Genomic DNA, 18,584 nt, shown 5'->3' with positions numbered 1-18,584 from the left:
CCGTCTCCAGACCGCGCACCTAGGATTACGCCGCGTCTTTGGCCGGGCAATAGTCGCGCAGGAAGGCGGCGTGCGTCGGCAGCAGCGAGACCTGCTGGGCCACTCGCGCCTTCATGTCCGCCAGCACTTGGCGCAGGCGAGGCGCCCCCATGATCTCGGCCATGCGATGATGCTGGTGCGGCAGCAGCCGCTGGCCGATCATCACCTGCGCCCAGGAATCGACGCGGAACAGGTCGGCGCCATCCTGGTATGCGATGCCGCCATCGCGGAACAGCGCGATCCGATCGCGCAGCGACTCCGGAATCTCCATCGCCCGCATGTCGCGCCAGAACGGCGTGTCCTCGCGTTCGGTGAGGACATAGTGGAGGATGATGAAGTCGCGGATGCCGTCCAGCTCCGCCGCCGCCTGCGCGTTGAAGCGCCGCGCCGCCGCGGCGCAGTCACCCGCAAAGGGGAAGAGCTGGAGCAGCCGGGTGATCGCAATCATGACGAGGTGGATCGCGGTGGACTCGAGGGGTTCGACGAAGCCGCCGGCGAGCCCGAGTGCGACGCAATTGCCTCGCCATGCCTCGGCCCGCCGCCCGGCGCGGAAACGGATCAACCGCGGCTCGGCGACGATCTCGCCCTCGACCTCGCGGAGCAGTTGCGCGCGCGCTTCATCGTCCGAGAGGTGACGGCTGTCGTACACAAAGCCGTTGCCGACGCGATGCTGGAGGGGGATGCGCCACCGCCACCCAGCGCCATGGGCAATGGCGCGGGTATAGGGGCGGGCGGGCTCGACGGCGCGCGTCTGCACGGCGACGGCGCGGTCGGTCGGCAGCCAGTGCCCCCAATCCTCCAGCGGCGAGCCCAGCGTCTGCCCGATCAGCAGCGCCCGGAAGCCGGTGCAGTCCAGGAACAGGTCGCCCTCGATCCGCTGACCCGAATGCAGCACCAGGGCAGTGATGTCCGCGCCATCGCCCTGCTGCTCGACCCGCTCGATCATCCCTTCGATGCGGCGGACGCCCGCTTGCTCGGCAATGCCGCGCAAGTGACGCGCGTAGCGGCCGGCGTCGAGATGATAGGCGTAGCTGAGCTCCGGCAGCTTGGCGCCGATCCCGAAGCGCCCCGCATCCGCCGCCTGTAGCTCCAGGCAATATTCGCCGAAGTCTCCGCCGAAGCCCTCGTCGCGCGCCTGCAGCCAGAAATGGTGGAACGCGCCCATCCAGGTCGACTGACCGGTCTCGCCGAACGCGTGGATGTAGCGATCGCCCTTCTGCGCCCAGTCCTCGAACGCGATGCCGAGCTTGAAGGTGGCACCGGTCTCCGACATGAACCGCTGCTCGTCCAATCCGATCAACCGGTGAAAGGCCCGCGCGGTGGGGATGGTCGATTCGCCGACACCGATCGTCCCGATCTCCTCGGATTCGACCAGGGTGACGTCGAGCAACGCCCCCAGTTGCTGGGCAAGCGCCGCTGCGGCGAGCCAGCCGGAGGTGCCCCCGCCTGCGATCACCACCCGGCGGCGCTGCGGGACATCGGTCGGAGTCATGGTGTTCACCTGTTCAGACGCTGCATCACTTGCGCGCGCAGCCGGCGCGCGGTGCGGTCATCGAGAGGCGCGAGCGGGCCGCGCGCGTGCGGGGGCAGGTGCTCGCCTGCGCGGTCTGCGGGGCCGAAGACATAATAGTCGAACAAGGCGCGCCAGCTCTGCTTCTCGTGCTCGGGGCGGTCGCGCAGGCTGAGCAGCGCATGCAGCAACGTCGTCATGGGCGTATCGGCGAACGCGGGTGCCTCGTTCCACCAATAGTTCACCATGACGTTGAAGGGGTCGAGCGCCTCCACCTGGTGCCACCACAGCGCCGGATAGACGAGCACGTCCCCGGGCTCGAGCTCGGCCACCCGCGCCGTCGCCAGCGCCTGCCGGAATCCCGGGTAGCGGGCGTGATCGGGCGCACGGAAATCCACCATGCTGACGACCTGCCCTCCCGGGGTCGGCTCCAGCGGCCCGGGATAGAGGTTCGCGACCTGGTCCGGCGGGAACAGGGTGAAGCGCCGTCGGCCGACCAGGGGACAAGCGACGTTGTTCGACATGTCCCAGTGCGCCGCGGCCGTGGTCCGGTTCCCGATCCAGATGCTCGCAAGCGGCGCTTGCGCGCCCGGCAGCGCACCATCGGGCACCACGGGATTTTCTTCGCGGAACCCGGGAAGGTAGATGTCCAGGTCTGTCGAGCCGACATAGATGGAAGGCGCGTCCGGCTGTCCCATGCCGTCGCGGATCCGCTCCAGATAGTGGGCCAGAGGTGCGCGTCCGCCCGCGAAGTTCATCGCGCTCAGGTCTTCGTTGTAGAAGAAGCGGCCGCCGATGGCAGGATCGCCGACGAAGCCGACCACGCCGCGGCCCGCGTCGAAGCGCAGGAGATAGGCCATCGCCGCCTTGGCGCCCTCGCGCCCCGCGGCGACCAGCGGCAGATGCTGACCGGCACCCTTGAGCACGACCGGCTCCCCGGCATCGACCAGCGCCTGGTAGTTCACGTCGCCATGCGGCCCTTCGATCACTCGGACCGGGGGCAAAGCGCCAAGGGCAGTCACGGCAGGGGCAACCGACGGTTCTTGCGATCGATCAGCCGGGCGACATTCGCAAGCGAGGACACCGCCCAGAACGCCGCCTGCAGGAAGCCGCGTTGGTGCAGGCTATGCAGCGCCGGTCCCTCCAGGGCGCCCAGACGCTCCGCATCGATCGTGAGGAAGCCGTCGAACGTATAACGCTTGGTTTCGCTCAGCGTCACTTCCAGAGCGATCGGCTGGATCAGGCCGTGCGCCTCGAACGCCTCGAACATCGGGTCGGCGACCAGGACTCCCGCGTGGATCCGCCTGAGCACGCCCGTCATGGCGTCCAAATAGGGAGAGTTGCCGCCGTGGGGCAGGAAAACCGCCTGCGCGCCGCCGATCCGGGGATGGTCGAGATCGACGTGGATCATCGGTTCCGCCTCCGCGCCATCTTCCGAAGCCTGGAGTCCGATGGAAAAAGGCCCGCGCTGGTGCAGGGCCGGCACGTAGCGACCGTCCCAGACGCCATCACCGAGGAACAGGTTTTCGTCGCGGTCGAACCCGAGCAGCACCACCGACTGGAGCCGCCCGTCGTCGCCGCGACGAAACAGGATGGGGTATTCGCGCTGTGCCTCTTCCCATTCGGTCGGGAAGACCAGCGTCTGGTTCACCGCGTCGCCGAATTCGGGACCGTGGCCGATCGCGACCGTGAGATCCGCGTGATCGACATTGTTGAGGAGGACGATGTTCGTCACGTTGCGCCCTTTGCGGCTTGCAAGCGTTAGGCCGCAGCCGCGGCATCATGCGGGCGCCGGTGCTCGAGTGCAATCCGCCCAACGACGATGGGGCCGCCTCTGCAGGCGGCCCCATCTTCTTTAAGCTCCGCGCTTAGAAGCGGAAGCGGCCACCCAGCAGGAACCGGCGCTGGAGTTCCTGCGCGAACCAGAGCTGGCTCTTGCTGCGGGCATAGGTCCGCAGCGACTCCTCGGTCAGGTTGATGCCTTCAAACGAGACCGCGAAGTTGGGCGTGATGTCGTAGCTGATGTTGAGATCGAGCTGGCCGAACGGCTCGGTGAACTCCGGATTGCGCGAGCCCTGGCGGTTGATGCCCGACAGGAACTTGTCGCGCCAATTGTACGCCACCCGGGCCGACAGGCCGTTCTTGTCGTAGATCAGCGTCGCATTGAACGTGTCGGAAAGGCCGAGCAATGCGAACTGGTCCTGCGACGGGCTGGCACCGATGTTGAACCCGACGTCGCCACGCACCAGCGTATAGGCGGCGCCGATGCCGAAGCCGGTCGATCCGAAGAAATGCTGCCCTGCGATCTCAAGGCCGTAGATCTCCGCATCGCGGTTGTTGACCGGCTGGGTCACCTGGAACTGGTAGAGCACGTCGGTGCCGTTCGCCACGACGTCGCGCGCGCTGTTGATCTGCTTGACGAAGTCGTCGTTGAGCGATCCGGTCGTGGTGTTGTAGTTCGCCTGGAACGCGGCCGTGGCAGCGGCGACCGAGCCGGTCTGGTCGATCAGCGCCGTCAGCGCGAACAGGTTCACGTCGCTCTGGTCGGCACCCAAGGACTGCAGTGCTGCGCGTGCCTGGCCGGACCGGGTGCCTTCGGCGCCCGAGCTCGGATCGCGCAGGCCGAACAGTTCCGAGGTGAACTGCCCGTTGCCGATGAAGTTGCGCACGCGCTTGTCGAAGACGCCCAGCGAAACATAGCTGTCCGGCTTGTAATACCATTCGATCGACGCATCGAAGTTGTCGGATTCGAGCGGGATCAGCCGGGCATTGCCCGTGGAGCCGGTCGCGATACCGCCGTTGGCGATCGGGCGCGGCGGCCCGCCGACGCTGGTGGACGTGAAGAGGCTGCCATATTCCGGCCGCGCGATCGTCTTGCTGTACGAGACACGGCCGACCACGTCGGGCCGCAGCTCGACCTGGAAATCGATCGAGGGCAGGAAGTTGTCGTAGGAGCCGCCGTCCGTCAGGAAGCTGTTCTCGTTCGAGATCACGACGGTGAAGTCGTTGTCCGACACCCAGTTGATCGCCGCAGGCACTGCGACCAGCGAAGTCGACTTGGAGTTGGTGTGCTCATAGCGCAGACCGCCCACCAGCGTCGCCGGGCTGTTGCCGATGTCGCCCTTCCAGGTCACCTGCGCATAGAGCGACCAGATCTTCTCGCGGACGCGATTGTCCTCGTTGCTGGTCGTGCCGATCGCATTGCCCTGCCCGGCGTAATAGGGCGAGAGGATGGAATAGATGTTGGCCGCATCGCCGCGATAGGCGGTCTGCGAATCCGGGTCGTTGCCCGGATTGAACGCGTTGAACTTGCAGACCAGACAGAAGGTCTGGAGCGCGCCGGGCGCCAGCCGCTCGATGTCGCCGGGGCTGGTGATGCCCCAGTCGCCGAGCGTCTGCTGGGTTGCGACGCGGGTCTGCCGCATCCGCGTGTCGCGATAGTTGCCGCCGAAGTCGACGCGGCTGCCTCCCCCGAGGTCCCAGCCGAAGTCGGCACGCGCCTCCTTCACCGTCTGGGACTGTGACGACGCATAGGTGCGCCCCATCTGGGACCCCACGTCGTCCAGGGTGAGCGGGCCGTTCAGGGTCATGTCCTGGACGGGGATCTTGCCGCTGTAGTCGACCGAATGCTCCGTAACGACGTTGGCACCGATGCCGACCAGCGTAGAGCTGTTGCCGTTGGGATTGTCCGGGCGGCTCCACGCCTTGCTGTAGTGGCCGTCGAGGTTGAGCGAGAAGTTGTCGGCGATGTCCCACTTGCCGTTCAGGCCATAGTCCTGGATCCGGCTCTTTTGGCCACGGTTCTGCGCCTCGAACCCGACATCCTTGGCGCCGTTGATCGTCTCGTGGAGATAGGTCGCGGTGGCGACGGTCGGGTTTCCGTCGAACGCTACTTCATCGAACGGCCGGCTGAACCAGTTCGACATGTCGGACCGGATTTCCTTCTGGCTATTCTGCGCGAACAGCGCGTCCGCGGTCAGCGTCAGCGTCTCGACCGGCCTGAACTGGAACACCGCCTGGCCGTTGATGCGCTCGCGGCTGCCCTCGGCATAGTGGTAGCGGCTGTCGTTCGGAACGCCCACCAACTGGTCCGGATCGGAAGGTGCCCCGGTGATCTCGGTGCTGCCGTCCGCCTTGACGAACCCGCCGCTCAGGAAGGTGCTGTAGGGGATGATGTTCCAGTCGTTGGACGTCGCGCTGATCGAGGTGAAGTTGCGCTTCTGGTAGCTGCCGAACAGCGACACGCCGAAACGGTTGGTGGGGTCTGCCCAGCTGACGACGCCCGACAGTTCCGGCGTCACCTTCGAACCGCAGTCCAGGCAGCCGTCGGTGCTGGTGTCATAGAGCGCCTTGGCACCGACGCTGCCGGTGAGACCGCCTTCGCCGTCGAGCGGTCGGCGCGTGACGATGTTGATGGTCGCGCCGATGCCGCCGGTGGGGATCGAGGCGCGGCCGGTCTTGTAGACCTCCAGCGTCCGTACGCCTTCGGAGGCGAGGTTGGAGAAGTCGAACGAGCGGCTGGACCCTTGCGCGCTGTCCGAATTCTGGTCGCCACCGACCACCTGCACGTTCGCGGTGGCGAGCTGACGCCCGTTCAGGGTCACCAGATTGTAGCTCGGCCCGAAGCCGCGCACGGTGACCTGAGAGCCTTCACCGTTGGTGCGGTTGATCGACACGCCGGTGATCCGCTGAAGCGATTCGGCGAGGTTGGTGTCCGGGAACTTGCCGATGTCCTCGGCAGAGATCGCATCGACGATACCGGTCGAGTTGCGCTTGATGGCGATGGAGCGCTCAAGGCTGGCGCGGATGCCGGTGACGACGATGTCGCCTCCGGTCGTGTCCTGGTCGACCGACGCGGCCTCCGACGTGGGGGCCGCCTGCGGCGACGTCAGCTGGCCCGCGTCGCCCGCTGGATCTGCCGTCGTTCCCGGAGCCGTGGTCGGCTGTGCATTGGTCGCTTCCGCGCCGCTTTGCGTCTGCGCGAAGGCAGCGCCAGAAACCGTCAGACACGTGGCGAGCGCCACGCCGGAAGCCGAGCGCGCGAGCGCCGACGCAAGACCCTTGGCCTTCATCATCATCCCCTCCCTAGTCGCGGTCGCTGACCGCGTATGCTTTTCCGGTCGTACGCCGGCTATGTGACCGCTATCGTAACGCCAGTTCTTCGGTTTTAACAAGCGCTTTCAAGACCAGTTGCGGCAGTTTCTTAAACTTTGCTTTGTTGGCTTAATCATACGAATTATTTGTCGGACAGTTATAAGCAACGCGCGTGTGATGTGCGTAAGGATGGCCGGATCAGGCGTTGGCCGGACAGGCCACCATTCGCCGCAGCAGCCATTTGCGCGCCTCGGCGAACCACAGCACCGCGCTACCCATGGCCAGACACAGCAGCCAGTCGGCGCCGCTGAGCGGGGTGGTGCCGAATGCGGTGTTCAAAAGGGGCAGGTGGACGACCGCGACCTGCAACACCGCCGAGAAGATCACGGCACCCCACAGCCAGGGATTGGCGAACAGGTGGCGGAAGGCACTGGCCGTTTCCGAGCGGGCGCTGAAGCAGTTGAACAATTGGGCGAACACCAGGACCGTGAAGCCCGCCGTTCGTGCGCGATCGAGCGCATGGCTCCCCTCGAACAGCCCGCCGGGCAGGAACAGGTCGATGGTGAGGAGCGTGACGATCGCCATCACCAGGCCCGTTCCCACGACACCGCGCCACATGGCTGCGTCGATCGCGGGCTCTCCGGACCGGCGCGGCGGGCGCGTCATCACGTCGTCCGTCTCCGGATCGACGCCCATGGCGAGGGCGGGGCTCGAGTCAGTGATGAGGTTGATCCACAGGATCTGCGTTGCAAGCAGCGGCACGACCAGTGTCTTGCCATCGCCGGCCGCGTCCAATCCGATGATCCCGGCGCCGATCACGCCCAGGAAGACGGTAAGCACCTCGCCCATGTTCGAGGACAGGAGGTACCGCAGGAACTTGCGGATGTTGTCGAAGATCGCCCGCCCCTCGCGCACGGCGACGACGATCGTCGCGAAATTGTCGTCGGCCAGGATCATCTTGGCCGCTTCCTTGGTCACTTCGGTACCGGTAACGCCCATCGCGATGCCGATGTCGGCGGACTTGAGCGCGGGCGCATCGTTGACCCCATCGCCGGTCATCGCCACGACTTCCCCGTTCGCCTGAAGCGCGTCCACGATCCGCAGCTTGTGAACCGGGGCGACACGGGCATAGACCGAGGTCTCGCGCACGGCCTTGGCGAGAGCGGCCTCGTCCAGGGCCTCCAGATCGGCGCCCGTCAGGACGGGAGCATCCGCCGGTGCGATACCCAGCAGTGCGGCGATGCGGGCGGCGGTTCGGGGATGGTCGCCGGTGATCATCATCACCCGGATACCGGCGCGGTGCGCCTCGGCGATCGCGACCGCCGCCTCTTCGCGCGGCGGATCGATGATGCCGACGGTGCCGACGAAGATCAGATCGCGTTCCAACGCCGGGTCGAGGGACCGTTCCTCCCCGTTCGCCAGCGGACGATAGGCCACCGCCAGCGTGCGCAGCGCCTCGCCGGAGAGCCGCTCGACCTCATCCGCGGCGCGCGCGCGATGGCCTTCGTCGAACGGAAGCACCTCCATGCCGACGCGCACGCGGGTGCAGCGCTGCATCAGCACGTCGGGCGCGCCCTTGGCGACGAGCACCAGTTCGCCGCCATGCTCCACGTCGCGGGCGATCGTGGACATCATCTTGCGTTCGGACGTGAAGGGAAGCTCGGCGACCCGCTCGAAGCGCGTCTGGCGCCGCCGGTCCGCGCCCAGCTTCTTCTCGGCGACCAGGAAGGCGGCTTCGGTGGGATCGCCCTCGATCTCCCACAGGCCGTCCGGCGTCTGATGCAGGCCGGCGTTGCTCGCCAGGCTGCCGCCGCTCAGCACCACGACGAGCTCCGCCTTCAACGCGCCTGCGATCACGGCGTCGCCCGGCGCCGTGATGGCGCCCTCCGGGACATAGCCGACGCCTGCCACGCGGCTGTCGCCGGAGGCGGTGGCGATCCGCTGGATCGTCATCTGCGAACGGGTGAGCGTCCCGGTCTTGTCGGAGCAAATGACCGTGGCGGCGCCCAGCGTCTCCACCGACGAAAGCCGCTTCACCACCGCCCTGCGCGCTGCCATGCGCTGGACACCCAGCGCCAGCACCAACGACAGGATCGCCGGCAGCCCTTCGGGCACCGCCGCGACCGCGAGGGAAACCCCGAGGAGCAGCACCGCGACCACGCCGCTGAAAGTGGCGACGTCGGAAACGGCGAATACCGACGCGATCACGATCAAGGCGATGACGACTACGGCAAGGCCGAGCATGCGGCCGATGCGGGCGACCTCCTGCTCCAGGGGCGTCGTGCTCTCCTCGGTCGCGTCGAGCAGCGTGGCGATCGCCCCCATCTGCGTGTCCATTCCCGTGGCGGTGACGACCGCCCGCCCCGTCCCCTGCGCCACGGCGGTGCCCTTGAACACCATCGACGTGCGATCCGCGAGCGGCGCGGCCGCGGCGAGCGGGTCCGGGCTCTTTGATACCGGTTCGCTTTCTCCCGTCAGCGACGCTTCCTGAACGCGAAGCGCCGCAGCGGCGATCAGGCGCGCGTCCGCCCCGACGGAGTCGCCTTCCTCCAGCAGCAGGATGTCGCCGGGAACCAGTTCGATGCTCGGGATCCGATGGCGCTCGCCCGCCCGCAGCACCGACGACGTCACCTGCGTCATCCGCCCCAGGGCGGCGACGGCATCCGCGGCCTTGTTCTCCTGGACAAAGCCGAGGGCCGCGTTGACCAGCAGCACCGCCAGGATGACGATGGTGTCGACGGGCCAACCGCCCTCATGCTCGATCAACCAGGCGAGAAACGCCACCGCGCTGGCGCCGAGCAGCAGATAGACGAGCGGATCCCGGAACTGCGCGGCGATCCGGCGCCAGAGCGACGGGCCGGCAGTTGTGCGGAGCGCATTGGGGCCATGTTCGGCCAGGCGCCGGGCCGCTTCCCCGGCCGACAGGCCCGCCTCCGGATCCACGCCCAGCGATGCAGCCACGCCCTCTGCCGGCTGCGTCGAGGGATCGGCGGTCGAGGCTGACTCGGTCCTGCTCATGCGCCTGGATTAGCCTCTCTCCACGCCGGCTTCGATCCCCCTCCGAGGGGCGCGGCGCTGCGCCGGGACGGGAATAGGGCGTGATCGCGTCCGCTTTGCGGGTTTTGGCCGATGTTGATGCCCCCGCGCATGCGCAACCTAGACGCGGCAAGCAGAAAGGGAAGTTCGATGCGTGTTCTGAGTACGGCGACCATCTTTCTCGTCGCGGCTGGGTTTGCCGCTCCGGCGTCTGCCCAAGAAGATGGGAGTTTCACGGGCCCCAGGGTCGAGGCGATCGCGGGCTGGGACAATTTTAGCGCCGGGCACGGCGAATCCGATTCCGAGGACGACTTCGTGTTCGGCGGTGCGATCGGCTACGACTACCAGATGCAGAACATCGTCGTCGGTGCCGAGCTGGAACTCACCGGCGCCGGCACCTCGTCGACGGTCAGGAGCTATATGACTCCGTCCGATCTCTTTCGCGTGGAAGCGGATCGCGACATCTATATCGGCGCCCGGCTCGGCTACGCCTTTACCCCGCAATTCCTCGGCTATGTGAAGGCAGGCTACACCAACCTGCGCATCGAGAGCACCTACATCCCGAGCGTGCCGGGCCGGAACACCATCGACGATGCGGCGGACAGCGACGGCTTCCGGGCCGGGCTGGGCCTGGAGTACCGCTTCTCGCAAGGCTTCTATGGCAAGGGCGAATATCGCTATTCGAACTATGGGGACGTCCGGGGCTACGACCTCGACGTCGACCGGAACCAGATCGTCGTCGGCCTCGGCTACCGCTTCTGAACGGCGCTGCCGAAGGGGATCGACAGCGACACCGCGCCATAGAGCGTATCCCCCGTCGACGGAGCATTGGGCGCTTCCTTGAGGAAGCGCCCTTTCTTTAGCCAGGCCGCATTCAGCTCGAGCTGCGCCCGGTGAGGCAGCAGCCACCAGCGGACCCGCCCCTCCACCTGGTGCCCGGCGAAGCGCCCCGATCCGCCGGAGGCGTCGCGCACCGCCGTGGTGGAAAAGCTGTCCGTGCGGGAATCAAGCCACATCGCCCGATAGGCGAGGAAGCCGTCGAGGCGCTGGTTCGGCGTTACCTCCAGGCGGACCGACGGCGTCAAAATGTTCGCCCGCCCGACCGCACCATAGATCGCGCCTGGCCCCAGGTCCGACCGCCGGGCCCCGAACAGCGTGTCGAACCGGCCGTAGCGCCCGCCCAATCCGTCGCCGCTCGCCTGATCATAGGCCAGGGATAGCCGTGCATGAGGGGCGCCCGGGAAGCGATAGCCGGCGGCCGCGTGCACGAACCAGGCGGAGACCGGCAACTCGGCGGCATCGGCGGCCGTGTCGGCGCGGATCGAGCCGAACTGGTACACTGCCTCCAGTTCGAAATCGGCGCCGTCCCGGCCCGGTGCATCGGCCAGCCGCAGGTCCAGGCTGTGCAGCTTGCGATTCCGGGTGGGCCTGTCCGGCGTGTCCCGCTCGTTCAGCCCGAAATAGCCAATGTCCAGCGTGCCCGAGCCGATCGGAACCCCGGCCAGGTGCGTGCCCCAAAACTGCAGGTCAAACCCCTCATGATCCCATTGCACCCGGTTGGCGAGCACCGCATCCTGGTCGTCGGGGCGGTGCTGTTGCGGCAGCGTGTAGAACAGCGTCGCCGTGCCGCCACTCGCCGGAAGAGTCGCGACCAGGCCTGTGAAGGCACTTGCCGTGTTCCGGTAATCATGCGCCGCGACGAGCCGCCGAGATCCGACGTCGAATTTGACGCGGCCGATCCGGACGAGGCCTTCGCTGCCCACCGTCAGCCCGGCATAGGCCTGGATCCATTCGAACGCGTTCACGTCGTTCGCGCTCACTTCGCCGCCCCGTTTTCCGAAATAGCCGCGACTGTCCTGGAGTTCGACGCCGGCGCGCAGCCGGTCCTGGGCATAGGCGAGGAGCACCGTGGTCCGGATGCTGAGCAGCGAGTCCGTATCCGGAAATCCGGCATGGGCCTGGCCGCGCAACGCTTCGTAGCGCACGCGCATCGATCCGGTCAGGGAAAGCGGATGGTGCGGTGCCGGCTCGGGAGCGCTGGTTTCGGCCTCCTGCGCGTGTGCGGCAGGCGCGCCGGTCCACGCCAGCGGCAAACACGAGAGCAGTAAGGCCAGCCGCACCGTCCGGCCTATGTCCAGGCTCCGGCGGAACGTCGCGCCGGGACCGGAACGCACCCGCTGCCCGCCACCGACCCGACCCAAGGACACCGCGCCGCCTCCTCCACGGGCCGGAGAATGGGGCGTGGTCGCCGGGTCTCGCGATCGGCGATTCCCCGGACCCGTGCGCAAACGCGCTCCGTAGAACCACCCTGAGGCAGACCGGGGGGAGTTCCCCCCGCCCCGTCTCGGGGATGCCCCGATGCTGGCGGCTCAGGAAGGTCGATACCGATTAGGGGTCCGCAAGAGGGGTGAGTGTCATGCCGCGTGATCCTTTGCACCAGAATAGCTGCCTGTTCCTGATCGCGGCTGCGGTGCTCCCGCTAGGAGCAGTGCCCGCGATGGCCGACGAAAACGGCGCAAGTCTCTATCTGCTGGGATCGGGCGGGCCAGGCGCGGCGGTCTCGCCGCCGCTGCCGGGCGTGTACCTGGACAACATCGTCATGGTCTATGACGCCAGCTCGCATGCCAGCCGCGACCTCACCATCGGTGGCAACGTCGTGGCGGACGTCGATTCGACGGTGGCCGCCAACTTCACGACGCTGCTCTGGGTCCCGAGCACGAACGTGCTCGGCGGCACCCTGACGGTCGGCGGCACGCTGCCGGTCGGCGCGCCGATGATCGATGCCTCCGCCGTGATCACCGGGCCACAGGGGCGCCAGTTGGGCGTCCGCACCCATGATTCCGCGCTGATGGTCGGAGATCCGATCGCCACGGCCATGATGGGCTGGAAAAGCGGCAACATGCATTACGCCGTCAGCGGCATGCTCAACGTCCCGGTGGGGCATTACCGGGTGGGCAGGCTCGCCAACATCGCCTTCCACCGCTGGGCCGGAGACGTTTCCGTCGCCGCGACGTGGCTCGACCCGAAGACCGGCTGGGACGTCAGCGGCAAGGTTGGCTTCACCTTCAACGGTCACAACGAAGACACCGACTATAATTCGGGCAACGACTTCCACGCGGAGCTGGCAGCGGAGAAGAAGCTCTCCTCGAAGTTCTCGCTGGGCGCCCAGGGCTATTACTTCCAGCAGGTGAGCGATGACACCGGCGCGGGCGCGAAACTGGGCGCCTATCGGGGACGCGTGCTCGCGGCGGGTGGGACTCTGGCGTATGACACCGTGCTCGGACGCAGCCCCGCGACGATCCGGCTGCAGGTCCTGCAGGAGTTCGATGCCAAGAACCGCGTCGAAGGCACGAACTTCATGCTGAGCCTCAGCCTGCCGTTGCACATGAAGATGCCCGCAAAGGAGTGAGCGGCACCCGCGTCAGGGGCGCCGCACGCAGCGGAAGCCGACATGCGACGTGGACGTGTCGATCGGATGCGCATGGCGCGCCGCCGGCCGATAGCGTCGGCAATAGTTGGGCGCACACAGGTGCGACCCGCCCTTCAGCACCTTGCGGGCGATCCGGGCGGCATCGCCGGGATCGGCGCTGGCCTTGACCTTGTCTTGCAAGGACGCGCCGCAGCAACTTCCGCGCATGGCGCCCGGCGTGCTCCACCAGTCGGCCGTCCACTCCCAGACGTTGCCGATCATATCCACCAGGCCATAGCCGTTGGCCGGGAAGCTGCCCACCGGCGAGGTCCGCTCCCATCCGTCCAGCGCGAGGTTGCGGTGCGGGAACTCGCCCTGCCAGGTGTTGGCCATGTGGGCGCCGTCCACCAGCAGCGCATCGCCCCAGGCGAACTCGGCGCCTTCGAGGCCGCCGCGCGCGGCATACTCCCACTCGACTTCGTTCGGCAGGGACAATCCCGCCCAGGCGGCATAGGCCTCCACATCCGCAAGTGCGACGTGAACCACCGGATGGTCCTCCAGCCCCTCGATCGTGCTGTCGGGGCCCGTCGGGTGCCGCCAATCCGCGCCGGGGACGAAGCTCCACCATTGCGACGAAGGACCGCGCGGGTCGATCGCGCCCGCAGGCGGTGCGAACACGAGCGACGCAGCCACCAGCATCTCGGGAAGCGCGCCGGGATAGTCCGCCGCATCCGGCGGCGTTTCCGCCATCGTGCGATGTCCCGTCGCAGCAACGAAGGCGGCGAACTGCCGGTTCGTCACCGGCGCGCGGTCGATCCAGAAGCCGCTCACCGACGCGCGCCGGCTGGGGCGCTCCTCGGGATAATGACGGTCCGAACCCATGGTGAACGCACCCCCGCCGATCCAGACCATGTCCGGGTGGGAGTTGCCGCGACCATCTGCTTCGAAACGCGTCTCGGTCATGCGCCGAATACCTCGATGTGGAACACGATGCCCGTGATCGCGAGAACGCCGATCGCGAGCAGCAGGATGCTGGTGATGAGCGTGAGGGAGACCGGATAGTCCATCTCTCCGTGCACGAGCCCTGCCTCCTTCAGTTCCGCCCGGACGTGGCGCAACTGGAAGGCGAACTGCAGGTGTCGGGAAATGCCGCCGACCAGCAGCAGGATGCCGAGGACGATCAAGGCTGCGCCGAAATTCCGGGGCGCTGCCGAACTGCGGATCGTGCCCATGTCGTGCAGTTTGTCGAACGTCTGGTACAGCGTGAAACCAAAGCCGATCAGCGAAAGCGACGTCCGCTGCACCGACATCAGCGTCCGATCCGCGCTCATCCGGGTGCGCTGGATCGACATGCCGGTCCGGCGCATCGACATCTCGGTACGTTCGCCGGACAGATCGGTACGGTGCTCCGAAAGATCGGTGCGGTGCTGGGAAAGGCTGGTCCGAAACTCCGAGAGGTCGGTGCGGTGTTCCGACATGCGGCTGCGGAGTTCGGAAAGCTCGCTGCGGAAGCGGGAAAGCTCGACCGATGCCGCACCGGTTTCCTGGCCAGCGGTGTCCGGAACGGGCGGTAGCGGCGGTAGGGCCATCGGCGCCGGGCGCTGGAGATCAGAATCTTCGGCCATCGCGTTCCCCATTGCTGTCACGGCAAGAATTGCCGAGCGACCGCGGCAAGCCCATCGGGACAACTCCCGAGCGGCGCGAGCGCCAGAACCCCGGCTTGAGGACGATCGCTCCGGCTTGTGCCCTGCCCTGCCAGCGGGTTGATCCCGATGGCTGGCCTGCGGGTCCATGGCGACCATGGCCCATCAGCCAGGGAGGCCGCCATGACCCTTTTCAGCGCAATCGGTGCCGTACTCCTCATGGGGGACCCGACGTCCGCCAATCCCGAGGATCCGCCCGTGGAGCAGGGTGCGCCGGCACCGGCACCGGCAGCGCAGGGTCTGGGAACGCCTGGGAGTGATGCCAATCTGGCGCAACAGGTTGCGAACCCGGTGGCGGAACTGATCAGCGTGCCGCTGCAGAGCAATCTCGATTGCTGCTTCGGCCCCGCCGACGCGAACCGCTATACGCTCAACATCCAGCCGGTCATCCCCGTCCGGTTGAACTCGGAACTGAGCCTGATCACGCGCACGATCCTGCCGTTCATCGCGCAGGAACGAACCGTCTCGGACGGGCGCGGCACCAACGGTTTCGGCGACATCACGCAGAGCTTTTTCTTCAAGCCCCAGATCAACGGCATCACGATCGCCGCCGGCCCGGCTGTCGTCTGGCCGATCGGGAACAAGGAATTCGGCAGCGGCAAATGGTCGGCAGGCCCAACCGCGCTCGTGGTCAAACAGACGCCCAAGGGGACCACGCTCGGCATGCTCGCCAACCATCTCTGGTCCTATGCGGGCAAGGATGACCGGCCGGGCGTCAGCGCCACCTTGCTGCAGCCGTTTCTGACTCAGACGTTCCACAACGGCATGAGCATCGGTGCGAATACCGAAGCGAGCTACAACTGGAAGCAGAAGCAGTGGACCGTGCCGATCGACATCACGCTGGGCCAGCTGATCCGCATCGGCCGGCAGCCCATGCAGATCTCGATGAGCGGCAAATATTATGCCGAGCGGCCGAGCGGCGGGCCCGACTGGGGACTGCGGCTGACCCTGACCTTCCTGTTCCCCGAATGATGGCGTCAGCGACTCGCCGCTGACCTCCTCGACTCGCTGATCGCGGCGTGCCGGCGCAGAGCGCGTCGTCCCTTCTCAACAACTGCTCAAGACCGAGTCCCTGCGGCTTCGCAGCGGGCCGCTGCGAGGCTGCGCGCACCGCCGGTCGCGCGCAAACCGCCGCCCCGGGACTCGACCGATGCTGGTCCGCGGGAAAGCCCTGATCCCGCCCGGTCCCAAGACTCGGCACCCTTCCGACGCAACGGCAAGAAGGAGTCCGATCATGCCCAAAGGCAAACCAAATATCCTTGTGATCTGGGGCGACGACATCGGCATCAGCAATCTGAGCTGCTACAGTCACGGGCTGATGGGCTATCAGACGCCCAACATCGACCGGCTCGCCCGAGAGGGCATGATGTTCACGGACAGCTATGGCGAGCAGAGCTGCACGGCCGGGCGTTCGTCCTTCATCACCGGGCAGAGCGTGCTGCGCACCGGCCTCTCCAAGGTCGGCATCCCCGCGGCGCCGATCGGCATGAACGAAAAGACGGCGACCATCGCCGCGCTCCTCAAGGAGCAGGGCTATGCCACCGGCCAGTTCGGCAAGAACCACCTGGGCGACCTCAACCACATGCTGCCCACGAACCATGGCTTCGACGAGTTCTTCGGCAACCTCTACCACCTCAACGCCGAGGAAGAGCCGGAGATGACGGATTATCCGAAGGATCCGCGCTTCCACGAGGCGTTCGCCCCGCGCGGCGTCATCCATAGCTGGGCCACCGATACCGACGATGGTACCGAGCACGAGCGCTGGGGCCGCGTCGGCAAGCAGCGGATCGAGGACACCGGCCCGCTCACCAAGAAGCGGATGGAAACGGTCGACGACGAGTTCGCCGCGGCTGCCAAGGATTTCATGAAGCGGGCCGCCAACGACGACCAGCCGTTCTTCCTGTGGCTCAACACCACCCACATGCACCTGTTCACCCACCCCAAGCCCGAGAGCAAGGGACAGGCGGGCCGCTGGCAATCCGACTATCATGACACCATGGTCGATCACGACAAGCTGATCGGCGAGGTGCTCGCCTTCCTCGACGAGCTCGGCATCGCGGACGACACGTTCGTGCAATATTCGACCGACAACGGACCGCATCGCAACACCTGGCCGGATGGTGGCATGACGCCGTTCCGCAGCGAAAAGAACACCAACTGGGAAGGCGCCTTCCGCGTGCCCTTGCTCGTGCGGTGGCCGGGCAAGATCGCGCCCGGATCGATCGCCAACGGCATCATCCAGCATCACGACTGGCTTCCCACGTTTCTCGAGATGGCCGGCGCCCCGGACGTCGTTGAGAAGCTTAAGAGCGGCTATGACGCGATCGGGCGCACCTACAAGAACCACATCGATGGCATGAGCCTGCTCGGCTATATCACCGGGGAGGAGGAGAAGAGTCCACGCGAGTTCTTCTTCTACATCAGCGACGATGGCGATATTCTTGGAATGCGCTACGACAATTGGAAAATCGTGTTCATGGAGCAGCGTGTTGCCGGCACGATGCGGGTGTGGGCCGAGCCTTTCACGCGGCTGCGGCTGCCGAAGGTCTTCAACCTGCGCACCGACCCGTACGAATATGCCGACATAACGTCGAACACCTATTACCACTGGTTCCTGCACAACGACTATTTCATCTTCATCGCACAGCTCGCTGCGAAGAAGTTCGCGGAAACGTTCCGAGAGTTCCCGCCCGTGCAGCGGCCGAACAGCTTCACGATTGACGATGCGATCGCAAAGATGGCCGACGCGAACGCCGGCGCCAGCTGACGCGGCGCATCATCACGCGGGCTCCGCTTCCTCTCCGGCGGAGCCCGCACCCGCCGCACCGCTCACGGACGGGCGGCATTCCGAACCGAAAACCGGAGGTTGCGATGGCGCCTTTCCACCGAACCGCCGGGCGTCGGGCGGCGCGTGCCGCCGTCCTCGCCGGCACGTTGCTTCTCTTGTCGAGCGGCGCTGTCTCACAGGACGCGCCGCCGTCGATACCGCCGTCGCTGCAAGGCGCCCATGCGACCCCGCAGGGCTATCTTGCGCCCTCGGAACTTCCCGACAGCCTGGCGCTGCTGCCGCCCCCGCCGCCCCCTAACTCCCCGGGCTTTGCCCGGGACGAAGCGGTCAGCAAGGCCATGTCCTTGCCCCCGGGAAGCAGCCGCTGGACGCAGGCGGCGCAGGACGCGGACCTGACCTTCGGGCATCTGACACAAACCTTCGACTGCGCGGCGGGATTCGCGCCCGATCCCAAGCGGACCCCGGTGCTCTACCGGCTGCTCCAGAAGTCGATGATCGACATCGGCTTGTCGACCTACAAGGCCAAGAACCACTACCGCCGGACGCGGCCGTTCGTCGCCCATGCGGGCGCGACGTGCTTCCCCAAGGATGAGGCGGCGCTGCGCACCGACGGCTCCTACCCTTCCGGACACAGCGCGATCGGCTGGGGCTGGGCACTGATCTTCACCGAGATCATGCCGCACCAGGCCGACGCCATTCTCGCCCGTGGCCGCGACTTCGGCGAAAGCCGCCTGGTCTGCAACGCCCACTGGGAAAGCGACGTGGAGGCAGGACGGACGATCGCGGCCGCCACGGTGGCGCGACTCCACGGCGATCCTGGCTTCCGCCGCGACATCCTCGCCGCGCAGGCCGAGGCGACACGCGCGCCTCCGCCCCCGGCCGGTACTTGCCCCGCCGCGTCCTAGAGGCGCCGCCCGGCCAAGTCCCGAAAGATTCAGCGGGTTTCCCCTGATTGGAGACCCACGGTGCCGGGACGATCCTTTGACGGTCAACAAGCGATGGAGA

General features: G+C 66.8%; 13 protein-coding genes. 5 read left to right on the top strand and 8 right to left on the bottom strand.

The window, feature by feature from the left end:
* Positions 1 to 25 precede the first annotated feature (25 nt).
* From ABDZ92_RS11365 to ABDZ92_RS11345, 5 genes are all read right to left on the bottom strand, one after another.
* Positions 26 to 1,531, bottom strand: a complete 1,506-nt coding sequence (locus tag ABDZ92_RS11365; protein WP_125959393.1) for a tryptophan halogenase family protein — start codon at positions 1,529 to 1,531, stop codon at positions 26 to 28.
* 5 nt (positions 1,532 to 1,536) lie between these two features.
* A complete protein-coding gene (locus tag ABDZ92_RS11360) occupies positions 1,537 to 2,538 on the bottom strand; it encodes a cupin-like domain-containing protein (RefSeq protein ID WP_241211727.1) in 1,002 nt (333 codons plus the stop codon).
* A 29-nt stretch (positions 2,539 to 2,567) separates the two neighbouring features.
* Positions 2,568 to 3,284 carry a SapC family protein gene (locus tag ABDZ92_RS11355; RefSeq protein ID WP_125959395.1) on the bottom strand — a complete coding sequence of 239 codons (717 nt, stop codon included), beginning with the start codon at positions 3,282 to 3,284 and terminating at the stop codon, positions 2,568 to 2,570.
* A 133-nt stretch (positions 3,285 to 3,417) separates the two neighbouring features.
* On the bottom strand, positions 3,418 to 6,621 hold the full coding sequence (locus ABDZ92_RS11350; protein ID WP_125959507.1) for a TonB-dependent receptor: 3,204 nt from the start codon (positions 6,619 to 6,621) through the stop codon (positions 3,418 to 3,420).
* A gap of 220 nt (positions 6,622 to 6,841) precedes the next feature.
* Positions 6,842 to 9,661, bottom strand: a complete 2,820-nt coding sequence (locus ABDZ92_RS11345; protein ID WP_125959396.1) for a cation-translocating P-type ATPase — start codon at positions 9,659 to 9,661, stop codon at positions 6,842 to 6,844.
* A gap of 168 nt (positions 9,662 to 9,829) precedes the next feature.
* Here ABDZ92_RS11345 and ABDZ92_RS11340 point away from each other — a divergent pair, with 168 nt between their 5' ends.
* Positions 9,830 to 10,441 carry an outer membrane protein gene (locus tag ABDZ92_RS11340; protein ID WP_164521183.1) on the top strand — a complete coding sequence of 204 codons (612 nt, stop codon included), beginning with the start codon at positions 9,830 to 9,832 and terminating at the stop codon, positions 10,439 to 10,441.
* Here the strand turns inward: ABDZ92_RS11340 and ABDZ92_RS11335 are convergent.
* Entirely contained in the window at positions 10,429 to 11,799 is a 1,371-nt protein-coding gene (locus ABDZ92_RS11335) for an alginate export family protein (protein ID WP_343762881.1), read from the bottom strand. The genes ABDZ92_RS11340 and ABDZ92_RS11335 overlap by 13 nt on opposite strands.
* Positions 11,800 to 12,095: 296 nt before the next feature.
* On the opposite strand from ABDZ92_RS11335, the gene ABDZ92_RS11330 reads away from it, so the two are divergent.
* Positions 12,096 to 13,088: a SphA family protein gene (locus tag ABDZ92_RS11330; RefSeq protein WP_125959398.1), complete on the top strand. Its 993-nt coding sequence runs from the start codon at positions 12,096 to 12,098 to the stop codon at positions 13,086 to 13,088.
* Between the two features lie 12 nt (positions 13,089 to 13,100).
* Here the strand turns inward: ABDZ92_RS11330 and ABDZ92_RS11325 are convergent, their stop codons facing one another.
* Both ABDZ92_RS11325 and ABDZ92_RS11320 read right to left on the bottom strand, forming a co-directional pair.
* Positions 13,101 to 14,000, bottom strand: a complete 900-nt coding sequence (locus ABDZ92_RS11325; RefSeq protein ID WP_206432135.1) for a formylglycine-generating enzyme family protein — start codon at positions 13,998 to 14,000, stop codon at positions 13,101 to 13,103.
* 47 nt (positions 14,001 to 14,047) lie between these two features.
* The gene (locus ABDZ92_RS11320; protein WP_241211729.1) at positions 14,048 to 14,890 is read right to left on the bottom strand and encodes a DUF202 domain-containing protein; all 843 of its coding nucleotides are present in this window, start codon (positions 14,888 to 14,890) and stop codon (positions 14,048 to 14,050) included.
* A 24-nt stretch (positions 14,891 to 14,914) separates the two neighbouring features.
* Here ABDZ92_RS11320 and ABDZ92_RS11315 point away from each other — a divergent pair, with 24 nt between their 5' ends.
* From ABDZ92_RS11315 to ABDZ92_RS11305, 3 genes are all read left to right on the top strand, one after another.
* Complete coding sequence (locus ABDZ92_RS11315) at positions 14,915 to 15,763, top strand: transporter (protein ID WP_164521184.1); 849 nt, start codon at positions 14,915 to 14,917, stop codon at positions 15,761 to 15,763.
* Positions 15,764 to 16,025: 262 nt separating this feature from the next.
* Positions 16,026 to 17,558 (top strand): arylsulfatase, encoded by a 1,533-nt coding sequence (locus ABDZ92_RS11310; RefSeq protein ID WP_125959401.1) that lies wholly within the window; start codon positions 16,026 to 16,028, stop codon positions 17,556 to 17,558.
* Positions 17,559 to 17,662: 104 nt separating this feature from the next.
* Positions 17,663 to 18,484, top strand: coding sequence for an acid phosphatase (locus ABDZ92_RS11305; RefSeq protein WP_125959402.1), 822 nt, complete (start codon positions 17,663 to 17,665; stop codon positions 18,482 to 18,484).
* The last annotated feature ends 100 nt before the right edge of the window (positions 18,485 to 18,584 follow it).

Origin of the sequence: Sphingomonas molluscorum (genome assembly GCF_039522995.1) — a bacterium.
Taxonomy (GTDB): domain Bacteria; phylum Pseudomonadota; class Alphaproteobacteria; order Sphingomonadales; family Sphingomonadaceae; genus Sphingomonas; species Sphingomonas molluscorum.
The sequence above is the reverse complement of the archived record's forward strand: the minus strand, read 5'-3'. Positions and strand labels throughout refer to the sequence as shown.

Excerpts from the sequence above, each read along its gene's own strand:
- ABDZ92_RS11320 (WP_241211729.1), bottom strand. The coding sequence starts at position 14,890 with ATGGTCGCCATGGACCCGCAGGCCAGCCATCGGGATCAACCCGCTGGC.
- ABDZ92_RS11325 (WP_206432135.1), bottom strand. The coding sequence starts at position 14,000 with ATGGTCTGGATCGGCGGGGGTGCGTTCACCATGGGTTCGGACCGTCAT.
- ABDZ92_RS11345 (WP_125959396.1), bottom strand. The coding sequence starts at position 9,661 with ATGAGCAGGACCGAGTCAGCCTCGACCGCCGATCCCTCGACGCAGCCG.
- ABDZ92_RS11315 (WP_164521184.1), top strand. The coding sequence starts at position 14,915 with ATGACCCTTTTCAGCGCAATCGGTGCCGTACTCCTCATGGGGGACCCG.
- ABDZ92_RS11350 (WP_125959507.1), bottom strand. The coding sequence starts at position 6,621 with ATGAAGGCCAAGGGTCTTGCGTCGGCGCTCGCGCGCTCGGCTTCCGGC.
- ABDZ92_RS11305 (WP_125959402.1), top strand. The coding sequence starts at position 17,663 with ATGGCGCCTTTCCACCGAACCGCCGGGCGTCGGGCGGCGCGTGCCGCC.
- ABDZ92_RS11330 (WP_125959398.1), top strand. The coding sequence starts at position 12,096 with ATGCCGCGTGATCCTTTGCACCAGAATAGCTGCCTGTTCCTGATCGCG.
- ABDZ92_RS11365 (WP_125959393.1), bottom strand. The coding sequence starts at position 1,531 with ATGACTCCGACCGATGTCCCGCAGCGCCGCCGGGTGGTGATCGCAGGC.
- ABDZ92_RS11310 (WP_125959401.1), top strand. The coding sequence starts at position 16,026 with ATGCCCAAAGGCAAACCAAATATCCTTGTGATCTGGGGCGACGACATC.
- ABDZ92_RS11340 (WP_164521183.1), top strand. The coding sequence starts at position 9,830 with ATGCGTGTTCTGAGTACGGCGACCATCTTTCTCGTCGCGGCTGGGTTT.